At 61.3% G+C, this 15,426-nt stretch carries 14 protein-coding genes; 3 read left to right on the top strand and 11 right to left on the bottom strand.

The features are described from left to right. Positions 1-87: 87 nt before the first annotated feature. From ACH79_RS35210 to gatC, 11 genes are all read right to left on the bottom strand, one after another. Positions 88-1,065, bottom strand: a complete 978-nt coding sequence (locus ACH79_RS35210; protein WP_371419484.1) for an HAD family hydrolase — start codon at positions 1,063-1,065, stop codon at positions 88-90. A gap of 121 nt (positions 1,066-1,186) precedes the next feature. Then, positions 1,187-1,978 carry a hypothetical protein gene (locus ACH79_RS35215; protein ID WP_246738252.1) on the bottom strand — a complete coding sequence of 264 codons (792 nt, stop codon included), beginning with the start codon at positions 1,976-1,978 and terminating at the stop codon, positions 1,187-1,189. Positions 1,979-2,030: 52 nt separating this feature from the next. After that, positions 2,031-3,626, bottom strand: a complete 1,596-nt coding sequence (locus ACH79_RS35220) for an arylsulfatase (RefSeq protein WP_161856721.1) — start codon at positions 3,624-3,626, stop codon at positions 2,031-2,033. A gap of 135 nt (positions 3,627-3,761) precedes the next feature. Continuing rightward, the gene (locus ACH79_RS35225) at positions 3,762-5,360 is read right to left on the bottom strand and encodes an arylsulfatase (RefSeq protein ID WP_246738759.1); all 1,599 of its coding nucleotides are present in this window, start codon (positions 5,358-5,360) and stop codon (positions 3,762-3,764) included. Positions 5,361-5,629: 269 nt separating this feature from the next. After that, the gene (locus tag ACH79_RS35230; protein ID WP_161855044.1) at positions 5,630-6,556 is read right to left on the bottom strand and encodes a formylglycine-generating enzyme family protein; all 927 of its coding nucleotides are present in this window, start codon (positions 6,554-6,556) and stop codon (positions 5,630-5,632) included. Between the two features lie 725 nt (positions 6,557-7,281). Further along, positions 7,282-7,548 (bottom strand): hypothetical protein, encoded by a 267-nt coding sequence (locus tag ACH79_RS35235; RefSeq protein ID WP_161855045.1) that lies wholly within the window; start codon positions 7,546-7,548, stop codon positions 7,282-7,284. Between the two features lie 1,599 nt (positions 7,549-9,147). Continuing rightward, complete coding sequence (gene gatB / locus ACH79_RS35240; protein WP_161855046.1) at positions 9,148-10,632, bottom strand: Asp-tRNA(Asn)/Glu-tRNA(Gln) amidotransferase subunit GatB; 1,485 nt, start codon at positions 10,630-10,632, stop codon at positions 9,148-9,150. Next, the gene (locus ACH79_RS35245) at positions 10,629-10,922 is read right to left on the bottom strand and encodes a hypothetical protein (RefSeq protein ID WP_161855047.1); all 294 of its coding nucleotides are present in this window, start codon (positions 10,920-10,922) and stop codon (positions 10,629-10,631) included. The genes gatB and ACH79_RS35245 overlap by 4 nt, the downstream gene beginning before the upstream one ends. A 2-nt stretch (positions 10,923-10,924) precedes the next feature. Then, positions 10,925-12,400 (bottom strand): Asp-tRNA(Asn)/Glu-tRNA(Gln) amidotransferase subunit GatA, encoded by a 1,476-nt coding sequence (gatA, locus tag ACH79_RS35250; protein ID WP_161855048.1) that lies wholly within the window; start codon positions 12,398-12,400, stop codon positions 10,925-10,927. After that, the gene (locus ACH79_RS35255; RefSeq protein ID WP_057836657.1) at positions 12,397-12,609 is read right to left on the bottom strand and encodes a hypothetical protein; all 213 of its coding nucleotides are present in this window, start codon (positions 12,607-12,609) and stop codon (positions 12,397-12,399) included. Before ACH79_RS35255 ends, gatA begins: the two co-directional genes overlap by 4 nt. Before the next feature lie 24 nt (positions 12,610-12,633). Next, positions 12,634-12,921, bottom strand: a complete 288-nt coding sequence (gene gatC / locus ACH79_RS35260; protein WP_161855049.1) for an Asp-tRNA(Asn)/Glu-tRNA(Gln) amidotransferase subunit GatC — start codon at positions 12,919-12,921, stop codon at positions 12,634-12,636. A 399-nt stretch (positions 12,922-13,320) separates the two neighbouring features. Here gatC and ACH79_RS35265 point away from each other — a divergent pair, with 399 nt between their 5' ends. The 3 genes from ACH79_RS35265 to ACH79_RS35275 all read left to right on the top strand — a co-directional run bounded on the left by ACH79_RS35265 (position 13,321) and on the right by ACH79_RS35275 (position 15,423). After that, positions 13,321-13,488: a hypothetical protein gene (locus tag ACH79_RS35265; protein WP_161855050.1), complete on the top strand. Its 168-nt coding sequence runs from the start codon at positions 13,321-13,323 to the stop codon at positions 13,486-13,488. 234 nt (positions 13,489-13,722) lie between these two features. After that, positions 13,723-14,514, top strand: coding sequence for an alpha/beta fold hydrolase (locus ACH79_RS35270; protein WP_161855051.1), 792 nt, complete (start codon positions 13,723-13,725; stop codon positions 14,512-14,514). 30 nt (positions 14,515-14,544) lie between these two features. Further along, entirely contained in the window at positions 14,545-15,423 is an 879-nt protein-coding gene (locus ACH79_RS35275; RefSeq protein WP_161855052.1) for an MBL fold metallo-hydrolase, read from the top strand. The last annotated feature ends 3 nt before the right edge of the window (positions 15,424-15,426 follow it).

Consider the following 15,426-nt stretch of genomic DNA (forward strand, 5'->3'; position numbering starts at 1 on the left):
GTCGATAGCGCGTAATTCTCGCGCGGTCTTCGCTAAGACGCCAGTGCGCGCACCTGCAGTCAGCTTGTCATTTTTTGGGGTCAAACGTCATTCGAAGCCAAAGATGCGTTTCCAATCCTTCTTCATGTCAACCACGGTCCACCTGTTCACCGCTGCGGCGTCGAGCGCCACGTCGAGCTTGCCGAAATGCGACTGGCGGTCGTAGGCATATTCGCGCTCTGCATCGGTGTGATGGACGATCAGGCCGAATCGCGCGCCACTGGCGCCGAGCGTCGCCCATTGCAGCATTTCGAGATCGCCGTCGGAGTTGCCGAAGGCCGCGATCGGACGGCGGCCGATGTGCTCGTTGATGCCGATCGGCTTTCCCGCCTTGTCGTCGATGAAGTTGACTTCGGGCAGCCGGAAAAGTGTTGGCGCGCCGTCCTTCATCTCAAATCGCGTCTTGATGGACGATCCGATCACCTGCTCCGGAGGTATTCCGTAGATCCGCTCGGTCCAGGGCCGCATGAATTCGATGCCGCCGCCTGACGCGATGAAGGTCTTGAAGCCATTGGCCCGGAGGTAAGCGAGCAGTTCGAGCATCGGCTGGTAGACCAGTTCGGTATAGGGCCGCTTGAAGCGGTGATCGCGTGCGGTCGCGAGCCAGTCGGTGACGATCTTCTCGAACTCCGCCGTGGTCATGCCGGCATGCGTCACGGCGATGATTTCGACCAATCCCTTTTCGCCTGAAGCCGCAAGCGCCTTCAGGTCGCCGTCCAGCACCGCCGCGAACGGCTGCTTGGTCTTCCAGTCCGGATGCATGGGCGCCATGGCCTTCACACGGTCGAGTGCGAAGGCCAATTGGATATACATCGGCTGCTCGATCCAGAGCGTACCGTCATTGTCGAAGGTCGCGATGCGTTGCTCGACCGGGACGAAGAAGGGCCCGCCTTGCGTTGTGACGCGGGCGACAAAGTCGAGGATCGAGGCCTTGGTCGCGCCCTCGTTCCAGGACGGGAGTGGATCGCGCTGTGCCTGTGCCAGCGCGGAGGTGGAGCGGAGCGAGGAAGAGAGCAAGGGTAGCATCGCCAGCGACGAGAGGAGGACGCGGCGGTCAAGGGGCGGAAAACGCAGGATTGGTTTCATGGCTGATCCCTTTCAGCTGAAGATTCGTGCCAATTTTTCAATCGTTAGTTCTGCGCAGTCCTCAGTAACAAGGCGGATAGGGATAATAGCCGCAGTAGGGATAGGTGCTGGCTGCGGCCGCACCCAGCGCAGCCCCTCCCACCGCGGCCGCACCGACCGCTGCAGCACCGTAGCCCCCGCGATACCAGGCACCGCGAGCGACGTAGGGGCGACGCCAGACGCCGGCTGCGCCGACGCGGTCAACACCGACGCGACCGATACCGACCGTCCCCACGCGGTCGAAGCCGCCGCGGAAGCCGCCGGCGTGGAAGCCGCCCATGCCGCCGCCGTGGAAGCCGCCGAAGCCGAAGCGGTCGATGAAGAGCGCCGCCGGCCCGTCGCCGCCGGAAAGATCGCCTTCGAGCACATCGACATCGAAGGTCAGCCGGTCGCCCTCGAGCTTCGCCGTCTTCAGCACCACGACGGCATCGCGGATTTTCGACCCGTCCGTGCCGAGCATCGAGACCGTGGCGTTCGGCGGATCCCTGGTAAAGCTGTCAGCGCTGTCATTGCTCGGCGACCATTCCGCCAGCAGCTCGGTCGTGAGCGAATGCCCTGCCGCCCGCACCGGGCGGTCCGCGAAAACGATCGAGTTGGGCGCCACGCCGGTGAGTGTCAGCTTCCCGCCCTGCAGGCTGGCGCCGCGGGCGTTCATTACGATCAAGGACGGCACAATCTCCGGCTTGGCCTGGCCGATCGTCTTTTGCAGCGGCTCGTGCTGCGGCGTCGAAGCCGTGGTCTGAGCCAGCACAGGTGCACCCCCGCAGAGCAGGAGGGCGATAATCATGCAGGCAGTTCGACTCTTGATGGTCATGGTGGACTCCTTGAATTTTCGCTATTCGCTTCCAATCGGAATGATGCTGAATTCAATTGCTGGAGGGTGGATTCCTTAGCTTTTCCATCGCCTGTTCGACGGAGAATGAACCAGGTCTTTGCCTCGGCGGAAACTGCTGGAAACTCATGAGATGCTGTCCCACGACCGCCTGAGCGGGGAGCAGCACAAAGGCGTGCTCGATGAACCACCTGACGTAGTCGCCGGATTCATGCTGAGCCCGCTCGAACGGGTCGGATCGGAGGTTAAACAGCGACGGCAGCCGAAGTTGAATCATCGGCTGCGCCCACACGTCGAGCCCGTGCGCCTTCTGTTCCAGGAAGACGGCCTTCCATTGGTCGTAGCGAAGCCCGGCCAGGTTGCCGTCGTCGGTCCAGTAGAAAAATTCGCGGCGCTTATTGGCGCCCTTGCGGGCGAGAAGGTCGCGCTGGTCGTACCCGTCGAGGTGGACCTTGAAGTTCTTTCCAGCGGCATCGTAGCCCACCAACAGCTTTGTCTTGATGTCGGGCTCGCCCGCCGCCGCGACCAGCGTCGTCGCCCAGTCCTCCGCCGAAAACACGTCGTTGATTTCGGTCCGTGCCGGCACCAGTCCGGGCCAGCGAACCATTGCGGGGACGCGATAGCCGCCTTCCCAGTTGGTGTTCTTCTCGCCCTTGAATGGCGTGGTTCCGCCATCGGGCCACGAGAATGTCTCGGCCCCGTTGTCGGTCGTGTAGATGACGATCGTGTTGTTGGCGATGCCGAGGTCGTCGAGCTTCTTTAGAATCTGCCCGACCTGCCCGTCATGCTCCACCATGCCGTCAGGATAGATGCCGAGGCCTGTTTTTCCCTGAGATTCCGCTTTGAGACGAGTCCAGATATGCATCCGGCTTGGGTTGAACCACACGAAGAAAGGCTTCTTGTCTCGATTCGCGCGTTCGATGAAATCAGTCGAAGCACCGAGGAATTCCTCGTCGATCGTCTCCATTCGCTTCTTCGTTAGCGGCCCGGTATCCTCGCACTTTTGCTTGCCCCAGGGACCGAAGCGCGGATCGTCGCCCGGTGTGTCGGTAGCCGTCGCCGTACATTTCATGACGCCGCGCGGACCAAACTGTGCTCTGAACGCGGGATTTTTGGGATAGTCCGGATGCTCCGGTTCGTCTTCGGCATTCAAATGATAGAGGTTGCCGAAGAACTCGTCGAAGCCGTGCACTGTGGGCAGGAACTCGTTGCGATCGCCAAGATGGTTCTTGCCGAACTGCCCTGTCGCGTAGCCTTGCGGCTTCAACAGTTCAGCTATGGTAGGATCTTTGGCGGAAAGGCCTTCCTTTGCCGCGGGCAGACCTACTTTGAGCAGCCCGGTGCGCAAGGGACTTTGCCCGGTGATAAAAGCCGAGCGTCCGGCGGTGCAAGACTGTTGCCCATAGTAATCAGTGAATATTGCGCCTTCGTTCGCAATGCGGTCGATGTTGGGCGTGCGGTAGCCCATCATCCCGCGATTATAGGCGCTGATGTTCCAGTACCCAATGTCATCGGCCATGATGACGAGGATATTGGGCTTTTGTTGTTGAGCGGAAAGCGGCGTGACCAATGCAGCCGCCGTGGCGACAGAGGTAACCAGACCTAGGCATGCGCGTTTGAAAATGCTCATGATTCTTGGCCCTCGTTTTTTATCGCGTGGCAGAATCCATATGTGACGCGCCGCAGCTTCCGTCGGCTGTGCACGCCGGGCCGAAATCATCAACGGGCGCAACGGCAACGCGCCCGTCGAGTTTGCTTCAGCCTGTTAGTTAGACCGGTTAGCGTTCTTCTTGAGAGCCGCCAGAACCTGATCGAGGTTGTAGCTCGCAGGATCCTGCATCGGTGGGAACTCCTTGAAGGATTCAAGTTCCTTCAGCCAGAGCAGCTGACCAATCGGCAGGATATTCCAGTCGTAGAGATACGCCGTGCTGGCACCAGCAAGCGCGCCGCTCAGACCCGCGAGGCTCTTTTGATCGGTACCCACAGTATATTCGAACGGATCGCGCTTGATGTTGGCGATCTGGGTCCAGTGGTAGGTGGTCGCCCCTACCAGCCCGTCCATCGGGCCGGCGCCGACCATGGTGTAGTAGAGCTTCCAGTTCTTGTACCGCACCGCCGAGGGTTGCGCGCCGGTGTAGTAGAAGAAGGTGTCACGCGCCGATTTCTCCGACTTGCCGGTGAGATAATCAGCCTGGCTGAAACCATCGAGCTTGGTCTTGACGATGCCCGGATAGCTGCCGGTCATGATGCGCTCGTTCAAGGCATTGCCCTTCGGTCCGCCGGCGAGTTCGACCAGCGTGGGCAGCCAATCCAGCGCTGCAAACATCTGGTTCTTGACCGTGCCCGGCTTGATGCCGCCGGCCGGCCAGCGCACTACCAGCGGAGCGCGCATGCCGCCTTCCCAAGTGGTCAGCTTGCCGCCCTTGAACGGCGTGACGCCGCCATCCGGGAAGGTAATCACCTCGGCGCCGTTGTCGGTGGTGAACGCCACAATGGTGTTGTCGAGCTGGCCCATGTCGGCGAGTTTCTTGAGGACGACGCCGATGTTGTCGTCCATCTGCTTCATGCCGACTTCGTTGATGCCCCAATCCTTGCCACCGCGTTCGCCAAGCATGGCTTCATATTGCGGTGAGAACACAGTCGTGATGTGCATGCGCGCCGGGTTGTACCAGGCGAAGAAGGGCTTGTTGGTTTTCTTGGGATCGTTGCGATCGAGGAAATCAACGACCTTGGCCGAGATTTCCTCGTCCACCGTCTTCGAGCGCTCCAGCGTTAGCGGGCCCTCGTCCGTACAGGTCTGGTTCCTGGCCGTTCCATCGGAAGACTTGCATGCGAGCACTGGACGTGGCGGCGTCAGGCAAGTCGTCACCTTCGGGTCCACCGCGCCGGGGACTTCGGCAAGACCTGGAATAGGCGTGTTCTTGCACGGCGGAACGATTGTTTGCTGGGTTGGTGTCTTGTTGATGTCGGGGAAGCTCACCCCCTGCATTGCATCGAGGTGGTAGAGGTAACCCCAGAATTCCTGGAAGCCGTGCGCTGTCGGCAGTGCATCCGTGTGATCGCCAAGATGATTCTTGCCGAATTCGCCAGTGTTGTAGCCGAGATCGATCAGGAATTTGGCAAGCGCGGGAGTCCCCGGCCGCAGATAGGAGGGGCTACCGGGAAGTTGCGGAGGTATCATTCCCGTACGCAGTGGATGCATGCCGGTGAAGAAAGCGTTGCGGCCGGCCGTGCAACTCTGCTCGGCGTAGTAATCCATGAAGATCGCGCCTTCGTTGCCGATGCGATCGATGTTCGGCGTCTCGCCGACCATCAGACCGCGATGGTAGATGCTCGGCTGCATCCAGCCGATGTCGTCGCCCATGATGATCAGGATATTGGGTCTCTGAGCCGGCTGCTGAGCGGGCTGCTGCGTCGTCTGCTGAGCCTGCTGCTGGACCGGCTGTGGAGCCGGCGGCCGAGCCGGTTGCTGTGCTGTTGCCGGCGTGCTGGCTGGCCCGGACAGCGACATCAACATCGTCGCGCTGAGCAGCGAGGCGCAGGATAGCAAACCAGGTGTCTTGCGTGGCGGCGTTGCAATAAATGGTGGCTTGGCAGCGAATACGGTACTCAACATGGCTTCGCTCTCCCTCTTTATGATGCGTCAGTGGCTCCTCGCCTGATGCATCGAAAGCCAAGATGGCTCGTGGAAGTATCGACCGGCTCAGCATGGCGCGCTGCCGGCCGGTAGCGTCGGCAGTAGTTCGGCGCGCACAAATGCGAGCCGCCTTTGATGACCTTCCGTGGAATCTTCACGTTCGTCGTTCTGGGGTCGTAACTGTCGGCCTCGCGGCCGCCGCGCGGGTTCTCCGGGATGCAGCAAGCCTTCGGAGCATCTGCCTGATGCTTTGGCGAATACCAGTCGGCCGTCCATTCCCAGACGTTGCCGATCATGTCGTTGAGGCCATACCCATTCGGCGGGAATGCGGTGACCGGTGAAGTGCGCTCGAAGCCGTCGGCATTGGTGTTTTGGTGCGGAAAACCACCCTGCCAGGTGTTTGCCATGTGATGGCCGGCCGGCGTGAATTCATCGCCCCACGCAAATTCGGTGTCCTCGAGCCCGCCGCGTGCTGCAAACTCCCATTCCGCTTCGGTTGGCAAATCCTTGCCAGCCCATTTCGCATAGGCGAGCGCATCGTTGAAGGCCACATGCACGACCGGGTGATCGTCCAGCCCACGGATGTTGCTTCCGGGTCCGTAGGGATGCCGCCATTGCGCGCCCCTGGCGAAGGTCCACCACTGGCTGAAGTCCCGGAGGCTGACCGGATGGTTGGGCGGAGAGAACATCAGGGAGCCCGCGTAGATCATATGCGGGAGTATTCCTGGATAATCCTTGGGGTCGGGTGTGATTTCGGCGACAGTGACGTGTTTGGTCGCTCTTACGAACTCCCTGAATTGACTGTTCGTCACGGGATAGCGGTCCATCCAGAAGCCGTCCACGGTGACGCGGTGCGCCGGAGCTTCTTCGGGATAATGCTTGTCCGATCCCATGCGGAAAGTGCCGCCGGGTATCCAGATCATTTTGTCGATATCCGAAGGACTATCACAAATGGCGATATTGCGCGTTGGCTCTGGCTTCGCTTTCACTGCGTTACCTCCCAGCCGATGCATCCCCAAGCTACGCAAAATCCTCGGTAGATATCGGAGCAAGGTGCAATTTTGGTATCGATGCGGCCGCTCGGCAGGAACGATCTTGATCTAAATCAATGCCAACGAAGGACATGATAATGCGTCGCCCCCCATGTCCACCTTTACACGGCGATGTTCGGTGAGGTCGCCCGGCAGCACTTGGCGCGCAGCGTTATCGCTAGTGGATTTGATCGGATTGAATCAAATCAAGACCTAACAGCGTTGATTCCATGTATGAATTTCAACCAGAGACTGTGTTGGATGCTATTGGACCAGGCGGGCTCCGCGGGTCCGATCCAGCAGCGAGGCCGCGCGATCAAGCCGCGCCAGTGGCGTCATCGTCCAAGTGCCGCGATTTCGCGCGCCTGATTTTCGCGGCCCATGCGATCCAGCCGTTTGGCGAATGAGGCTTGGAATCGTAGACGACGCCATGCCACCATATGGCTTCAATCAGGGTAGCCCTGTCGCGTTCCGACAAAACGACCCCTGCGAAACTGGCACACGCTCCGGTCCCGGAGTGTTTCCCCCGATGGCCATAGAGAGAGCCACCCGGGCGGTTTTTCGCCCTGGCCGCCTCATGCAATCCGAGGTCGGCTCACCTGTCGAAACGACGGAAATTAATGCGCGGTCATCCAGGCACGGGCTTCGCGCTGGGCGGTGGCGATTTCCGCATCCGACATCATCGCGGCGACCTCGCGGCGCATCGAGATGGCATCCGCGCGTCCCTTCAGCGCGGCCAGATTGAACCATTTGTGGGCCGCGACGAGATTGACCACGCCGGAACGGCCGCTCGCCCAGTAAAGACCGCGCTCGAACAGCACGTCCGGAATCGCGGTGGCTTCCACCGGAATTGCACTATCGAGATCAATGTTCCCCTGAAACATCCTCAGCTCCCCTTTTTATCGTTGCCGCCCTCCCCCGAGCGCGGCCCCTGTCCACTGTTAGTCTGCCTGTTATCCCAGCGCGCGATCAGCAAAAGTGGGAACCGGTTTTGCGTCCGATCGTGCGCCCTTTTTTAGAGAAGCGCATGATCTAATCGCCAAACCGCCCACACTTTGGCGGATCATGCGCGTACCGTTTTCCGGTCTGTTGTTGGGATGATCATGGCCGATCAAATTTGAAGGGCAGTTTAAGGTTCGCGATGAACGGGATGTAAACGCGCGCAGCGCGCCGCCGAACGCGAAATCGCAGAAGTGCCTGCGGCGCAGGGAGAAGTTGCCAATCGTGAAGGTCGGTTTACCCTGCGGTTTCGCAAAACGATAACCATCGCGGCAATGTCGGCGTCATCATCGCTCGGCATCGGCTGGCGCGATAGCTCAGGATCATCGGAGCATATTCGGCGGGCCGAACGGCAAGCGACAACGCGCCTGGAGCGATAGGCGGAACCGAGACGTTCGACGCCTGCGAATGATGGACAATGAAGTGGGGGAGGTTTCAAGGCCGCGCGCCTGATGCGGCGGCTGTCGGAGCGCTCCAGCGAAAGCGGGCGTTCCGGGGGACGAGTACGCCCCTTAGGGGACGAGTACGCCCCGAGGAACGAGGGCGTCGGCGAACACGTCAGGACCAGATTTCATACCGGGCTTTGGCCCCGGTGAAACTGCGGGTAGTTAAGGATACCCGCACCGAACGAAGAAAACCTGTTTCTTCTGCCGGACCGGTTTTGAAAGAGCGAGCCTCGTTTGAAGAGCACTCTTTCCGAAATACGATCCAGCCGTTGACCTGATGTCTCGCCGACACCCTCTTTCGTCGACCGGAGCCTTCAGCGTTTAGTCCTGGGGCTCAAGTGACGTGCCGGCATCAAGCCGCCGGCAATTTTCAAAGAAGCGAATTTACTTCTTCTTGGCGACCTTGCGGGTCTTCTTCGCAGTCTTCTTCACTGCGCTCTTCGCTTTCTTCGCCTTCTTAGCTTTCTTGGCCATGTTGCCCTCCTAATGTAAGTGAGATGGCTTAGTCGCTGCGTGCACTCGGGAATCGAGATGCACTACATCCCGAATACACCAACGCATCCAAAAAAACAGCGTCCCGCTTAAGGAAGTGTTGACACGGCGACGAGAGAGCGCGCGAAGCACTTCGTTCGACAACACAATGATGGATGCGCGCGTCGATGCAAAAAGTGGCGCAACGATCGACATCGGTGTTTGCCAATATTGAAGAAAGCGCCTGTGCCGCAGTGCTTTCTTTGATTCACCGAAGTGACGATCAATGCATGCGCGCGTTCACCGCGACTCAGTGATGCCGCCCAAAAGCCGGGTGCGCGGACTCTGAGTCGCAAGTTTTGGCAATAAAAAAATTTTCATGGTCACAGCGCTGGCGTCTCATCGCCGCTCGCCAAAACCGAACTTTTTTGCGAATCGCGCAGACCGATTCGCAACTGCGCTGTCGGTCGCGATGATGAATTTCAGATCGCGATGGACGACCGATGCACGTTCGCGCGCATCGATCGTTGCGCCATCAGCGCGGGAGTCGTCCCGTTACGGGACGCTTCAGATGCCGAGCTTCGCTTTCAAGAGATCGTTGACCGCTTGCGGATTGGCCTTGCCGCCCGATTGCTTCATCACCTGGCCGACGAACCAGCCGGCGAGCTGCGGCTTGGCTTTCGCCTGCGCGACCTTGTCCGGATTGGCCGCGATGATGTCGTCGACGACCCTCTCGATCGCGCCCAAGTCCGTGACCTGCTTCATGCCGCGGCTTTCGACCAGCTCGCGCGGGTCGCCACCTTCGGTCCAGACGATCTCGAACAGGTCCTTTGCGATCTTGCCGGAGATCGTGCCCTCGCCGATCAGATCGACGATCGCCGCGAGCTGCGCCGCCGACACCGGCGAGTCCGTGATGTCATGGCCTTCCTTGTTGAGACGACCGAACAGCTCGTTGATCACCCAGTTGGCCGCGAGTTTGCCGTCGCGCGCCTTGTCGGCAAGGCCTGCCAGCACAGTTTCATAGAACACCGCGCTCTCGCGCTCGGCCACCAGCACGCCGGCGTCGTAGGGCGACAGGCCGAGGCTCTCGATGAAGCGCGCCTTCTTCTGGTCCGGCAGTTCCGGCAAATGCGCTTTCAGCTCGTCGACATAGCCTTGCGTGAATTCGAGCGGCAGCAGGTCCGGATCCGGAAAATAGCGATAGTCATGCGCCTCTTCCTTGGAGCGCATCGAGCGCGTCTCGCCCTTGTTGGGGTCGAACAGCCGCGTTTCCTGATCGATCGTGCCGCCATCCTCGATGATCTCGATCTGGCGCCGTGCCTCGTACTCGATCGCCTGGCCGATGAAGTTGATCGAGTTCATGTTCTTGATTTCGCAGCGGGTGCCGAGCGGCCCTCCCGGCTTGCGCACGGAAACGTTGACGTCGGCGCGCAGTGAACCCTTCTCCATGTCGCCGTCGCAAGTGCCGAGATAGCGCAGGATCGAACGCAGCTTGGTCACGTAGGCCTTGGCCTGCTCGGCATCGCGGAGGTCCGGTTTTGACACGATTTCCATCAGCGCCACGCCGCACCGGTTGAGGTCGACATAGGACATGGTCGGTGACTGGTCGTGCAGCAATTTGCCGGCGTCCTGTTCCAGATGCAGCCGCTCGATCCCAACCGTCGCGGTCTTGCCACCGTCCAGTTCGACCACGACCTCGCCCTCGCCGACAATCGGCGACTTGTACTGGCTGATCTGGTAGCCCTGCGGCGAGTCCGCATAGAAATAGTTCTTGCGGTCGAACACCGAGCGCAAATTGATTTGCGCATTGAGGCCCAGCCCGGTCCTGACAGCCTGCCTGACGCATTCCTCGTTGATGACAGGCAGCATGCCCGGCATCGCGGCATCGACGAGCGAGACGTGGCTGTTGGGCTCGCCGCCGAATTCGGTCGAGGCGCCGGAGAACAGTTTTGACTTCGAGGTGACCTGGGCGTGGATCTCCATCCCGATCACGACTTCCCAGTCGCCGGTCTGGCCCTTGATCAGTTTTCCCGGTTTGACTGACACGTTCATGCTTTTCCACTCCCGAGCAGCGCGGTCACGATCCGCTCCCATTCGGCTTCCAGAGAATCCTTTGCCACCGGCTGGCCGGCCTGACGGTACCAGTAGCCGGCATTGCCGAGATCGCCTTCGACGCGGTGCAGATAGGCGTGCACCCAGGCGGCCTCGGCACTACCTTCATCCTGCACGATCTTGTGCGCCCGGTCCCAGTCGCCTTTGGCGGCCCACCATAGCCCCGCCAGCGGCTGATCCAAACCAGATGCCGGCGCATTGTCCGCGAGACTGGCGCGGAAATCCGCCATCGCTACCACCAGCGCGGCGGCGTGAAGCGGCCGGCCGCCTGCTCGACGACTTCACCGAGCGAGAACAGCGTCTCTTCGTCGAACGGACGGCCGATCAGTTGCAGGCCGAGCGGCAGTCCCTGCGCGTCCTTGCCGGCGGGTACGGCGATGCCCGGCAGGCCCGCCATGTTCACGGTGACGGTGAAGATGTCGTTGAGATACATCTCGACCGGATCGGCGCCGCCCTTTTCGCCGACGCCGAACGCCGCCGACGGCGTCGCCGGCGTCAGGATCGCGTTGATGCCCTTGGCGAAGCAATCCTCAAAGTCCTTCTTGATCAGCGTGCGCACTTTTTGCGCGCGCAGATAATAGGCATCGTAATAGCCGGCTGAGAGCACATAGGTGCCGATCATGACGCGGCGACGCACTTCGTCGCCAAATCCTTCGGCGCGGGTGCTTTCGTACACCTCGCCAATGCTGCGGCCCGGCACGCGCAGGCCGTAACGGACGCCGTCGTAGCGCGCGAGGTTGGACGAGGCTTCCGCGGGCGCCACGATGTAATAGGCCGGCAGCGCATATTTGGTGTGCGGCAGCGACACCTCGACCAGTTCGGCGCCGGCTGCCTTCAGCCACGCCGCACCTTCGGTCCAGAGCTTTTCGATTTCCGCCGGCATGCCGTCGAGGCGGTACTCCTTCGGGATGCCGATCTTCATGCCCTTCACCGACTTGCCGATCGCGGCCTCGTAGTCGGGTACGCCGATGTCGACCGAGGTCGTGTCCTTGGGGTCATGGCCGGCCATCGAGCGCATCAGGATCGCCGCGTCGCGCGTGGTGCGTGCGATCGGCCCCGCCTGATCCAGCGAAGACGCGAACGCCACGATGCCCCAGCGCGAGCAGCGGCCATAGGTCGGCTTGACGCCGACGGTTGCGGTGAACGCAGCGGGCTGGCGGATCGAGCCGCCGGTGTCGGTCGCGGTCGCGCCCATGCACAGCAGCGCCGCCACAGCGGACGCCGATCCGCCGGAGGAGCCGCCCGGCACCAGCGTGGTGTTGGAACCCTCGCGCCGCCACGGATTGACGACGGGGCCGAAGCACGAGGTCTCGTTCGACGAGCCCATCGCGAATTCGTCATTGTTGAGCTTGCCGAGCATGACAGCACCGTCGCGCCAGAGCTGCGAGGTCACGGTCGATTCGTACGGCGGCACGAAATTGCCGAGGATCTTCGAGCACGCGGTGGTGCGCACGTCCTTGGTGGCGAACAGGTCCTTGATGCCGAGCGGAATGCCGGCCAGCGGCCCGCCCTCGCCCTTGGCGATCTTGGCATCGACCACACGTGCCATGGCACGCGCCTTATCAGGCGTTTCCAGCACGAAGGCATTGAGCGAACGCGCCGCTTCGATGGCGGCGAGATGCGCATCCGTCAGTTCAAGCGAGGTGAAAGACTTGCTCGCGAGGCCCTCGCGGGCCTCGGCGATCGTCAGGGATGTCAGGTCGGTCATTTATTGATCGGGCTGCAGAAGAACGGAGAAAGCGTCTTGTCGTTGGCGGGATCGTTGGACTTGGGCCGGGTCCTTTCATTGGCCTCGAGCTGATCGAGGACAGCGTCCATCGCCTTGTCGGGATCGGCGGCCTTGCCCTGCCGCTCCATCGCGTCGAGATAGTTCATGTAGGCCTGGTAGGCCTTTTCATCGTCGCAGAGCAGACACATCGGACTTCCGATCTCTAGGTAGAGTTATTCAATGACCTTCGGCACCAGGAAGAAATGATTTTGCGTCTCCGGCGCATTCCTGACGATATCGTCGGGAATTTCGCCGTCGTTGACCACGTCGGGCCGCTTCTTCATTTCCATCGGTGTCACCGAGGTCATCGGTTCGACGCCGTCGACGTTCACTTCCGAAAGCTGCTCCACGAAGGCCAGCATAGCGTTCAGTTCGCCCTGCAGATGGGGAACCTCGGCCTCGGTAACCGCAATTCGCGCCAGATGCGCGATGCGGCGAACGGTGGCGGCGTCAACAGACATAATATAGGCCTCAAACGGGGAATTGGCATCCGCCGTATAGCAGAGGCCGCTTTTGCGCCGCAACCGCGGGAACAGGCGGCCGGGGCCTTCGGTGCCGAATACCACCCCTTTTTGGATCAAAGTCGCCCCGCCCCGACGCACAAGATTTTGAGCGCCACGCGCCCATTTCATACGCAAAAGCACCCTGACGAAACCATTTTACGTCCCTACGTAGTCATCCTGAAACAGTCGGGGAATGTAGTCACGGCCAGAAGATCGGGAGGCCGTGTCATGTCGACCATCGAAAATGACGGCGCCGGATCGGAAAGCTGGGATCCTGCCCTCTGGTCCATCGGGACCGTGCTCGGCATCGCGATCGTCTACCTCGCCTGCTTAACCTGACCGACGGGAGGGAGAGGCATGTCCCAACAGGCTAAAATCCTGCAGGAAAAGGCTGAAATGTTTGAGCGCCGCGCGGAAGGTGCGACCGATCCCATCTCGAAGCAGCACTACAAGGAGATGGCGGCGCATTACAGGTCGCTGGCCGCCGAGCATCTCGACGTCAGGCGCGACGAACCGGCGCACTAGACCGGAACGGCCAGGCATTCGGCGGCGGGAGGCTCGGCCGGATCGTGAGCCCGCGCGTTAGCGCGGTCATGCGCGACCCTGCTCACAGGCGTCAAAAGCCGACATCGCGCCCTGCTCCGTTCACGATTTGAGATTCATATCGTCTCCGGTATCGTGGACTTCCGATACCAAGGCTGACCGGCCAGTCGCTCGCCGGATGACAAACAAAAAGAACAAGAACACCGGGGGCGCAGCATGGATTTCATCGAAGTCAATGGCGCCGCACTGCGTTGCGAGCTGAGCGGCGGCGGCGACCGCACGCTGGTGCTGGTCCACGAGATGGGCGGCTCGCTTGAAAGCTGGGACGACGTCGCACCAAAGTTTGCGAAGTCGCACCGGGTCCTGCGCTACGACACCCGCGGCGCCGGACTGTCGCAGAAGGTGCGCGGCGAACTCACCCTCGACACGATGGCCGCCGACATCGCAGCCCTGCTCGACCAATTCGGGATCACCGGCAAGGTCGCGCTAGCCGGCATCGCCGTGGGCGGTGCGATCGCCCTGCATTTCGCGGCCCGCTATCCGGAGCGCACCAATGCGGTTGCGGTCGGCAGCCCGGCCACCGGCATTGCGGCGGAACGTCGAGCGTCGGCACTGGAGCGCCTCGCGCGGATCGAAGCCGCCGGCATGACCGTCGCGGTCGAGGATTCCATGCTCAACGGCTATACCCCGGAGCTTCGCGGCGACTTCGCCCGCTTCGAGCGCTTCCGGACCCGATGGCTCGGCAACGACCCCTCGAGCTATGCGACGATCTGGCGAATGCTGGCGGCGGCCGACATGCAGGACGAACTCGCCCGGCTGAATTGTCCGGTGCTGGTGATCGGCGGCAGCCTGGATCGCGTGCGTCCGCCGGCGCTGGCGCAAAGCGTGGCCAAGGCCATTCCAGGCGCCCGCTACGCCGAGATCCCAACAGGCCACTACATGGCGGTGCAAACCCCGGATCTATTGTTCGATTGCATCGATGAGTTCCTGAAATCGGTCGGTGCCTGACCATCCCCTCAAGCCCCGAGGTCTTCCCACATGAATGCGCAACCGGCCCAGCAGATTCCCGGCATCTATCATCGCAAGATCGGCGATATCGTCGTCACCGCCGTCAGCGACGGTTATCTCGACGGCACGCTCGATGTCATGCGCAACGTCGACATTGAAAAGGCGCGTCAGATCCTTCACGACGCGTTTCGCCCGGCGCGGCGGACCAGCGTCAACACCTTCCTGATCCGGTCCAAGGGGCGTACCGCGATCATCGACACCGGATCGGGCAATTATCTGCAGCCCACGGCCGGCTTCGTTCAGCGCAACCTCGCCGCTGCCGGCATCGATCCGAAATCGATCGACACGGTCTTGCTGACCCACATGCATCCGGATCATTCCGCCGGCCTGACCGACATGTCGAACGGGCAGCTTCTGTTTCCGAATGCGGAACTCGTGATGCACGAGAACGAGCTGGCGCACTGGTTCGACGACGGCGCAATGGCAAAGGCCGATGAGCGATCGGCAAAACTGTTTTTTCAGGCCGGCCGCGAGCAGGTCTTGCCCTACAAGAGCAGGACGCGGTTGTTTGGGGATGGCGAAGTGTTTCCAGGCGTCACCGCGATCCCGAGCCACGGGCATACCCCGGGTCACACCGCCTATCTGGTCGCTTCAGGCCAGGATCAGTTGATGATCTGGGGCGACACCGTGCACGTGCCGGAAGTGCAAACCGCCTTTCCCGAGGCCGGCATGGGGTTCGACACCGATCTTGCGGCAGCGGCCGCCTCGCGAAAACGGATGTTCGACCGCGTCTCCGCCGATGGCGTTCTGATCGCAGGAATGCATCTGCATTTCCCGGCGTTCTCGCGGCTGGCGCGGCGCGGCAACGCTTATGCGCTTTACCCCGAAGCCTGGGTCCACACGCTCTGATGG

The organism is Bradyrhizobium sp. CCBAU 051011, assembly GCF_009930815.1.
Taxonomy (GTDB): domain Bacteria; phylum Pseudomonadota; class Alphaproteobacteria; order Rhizobiales; family Xanthobacteraceae; genus Bradyrhizobium.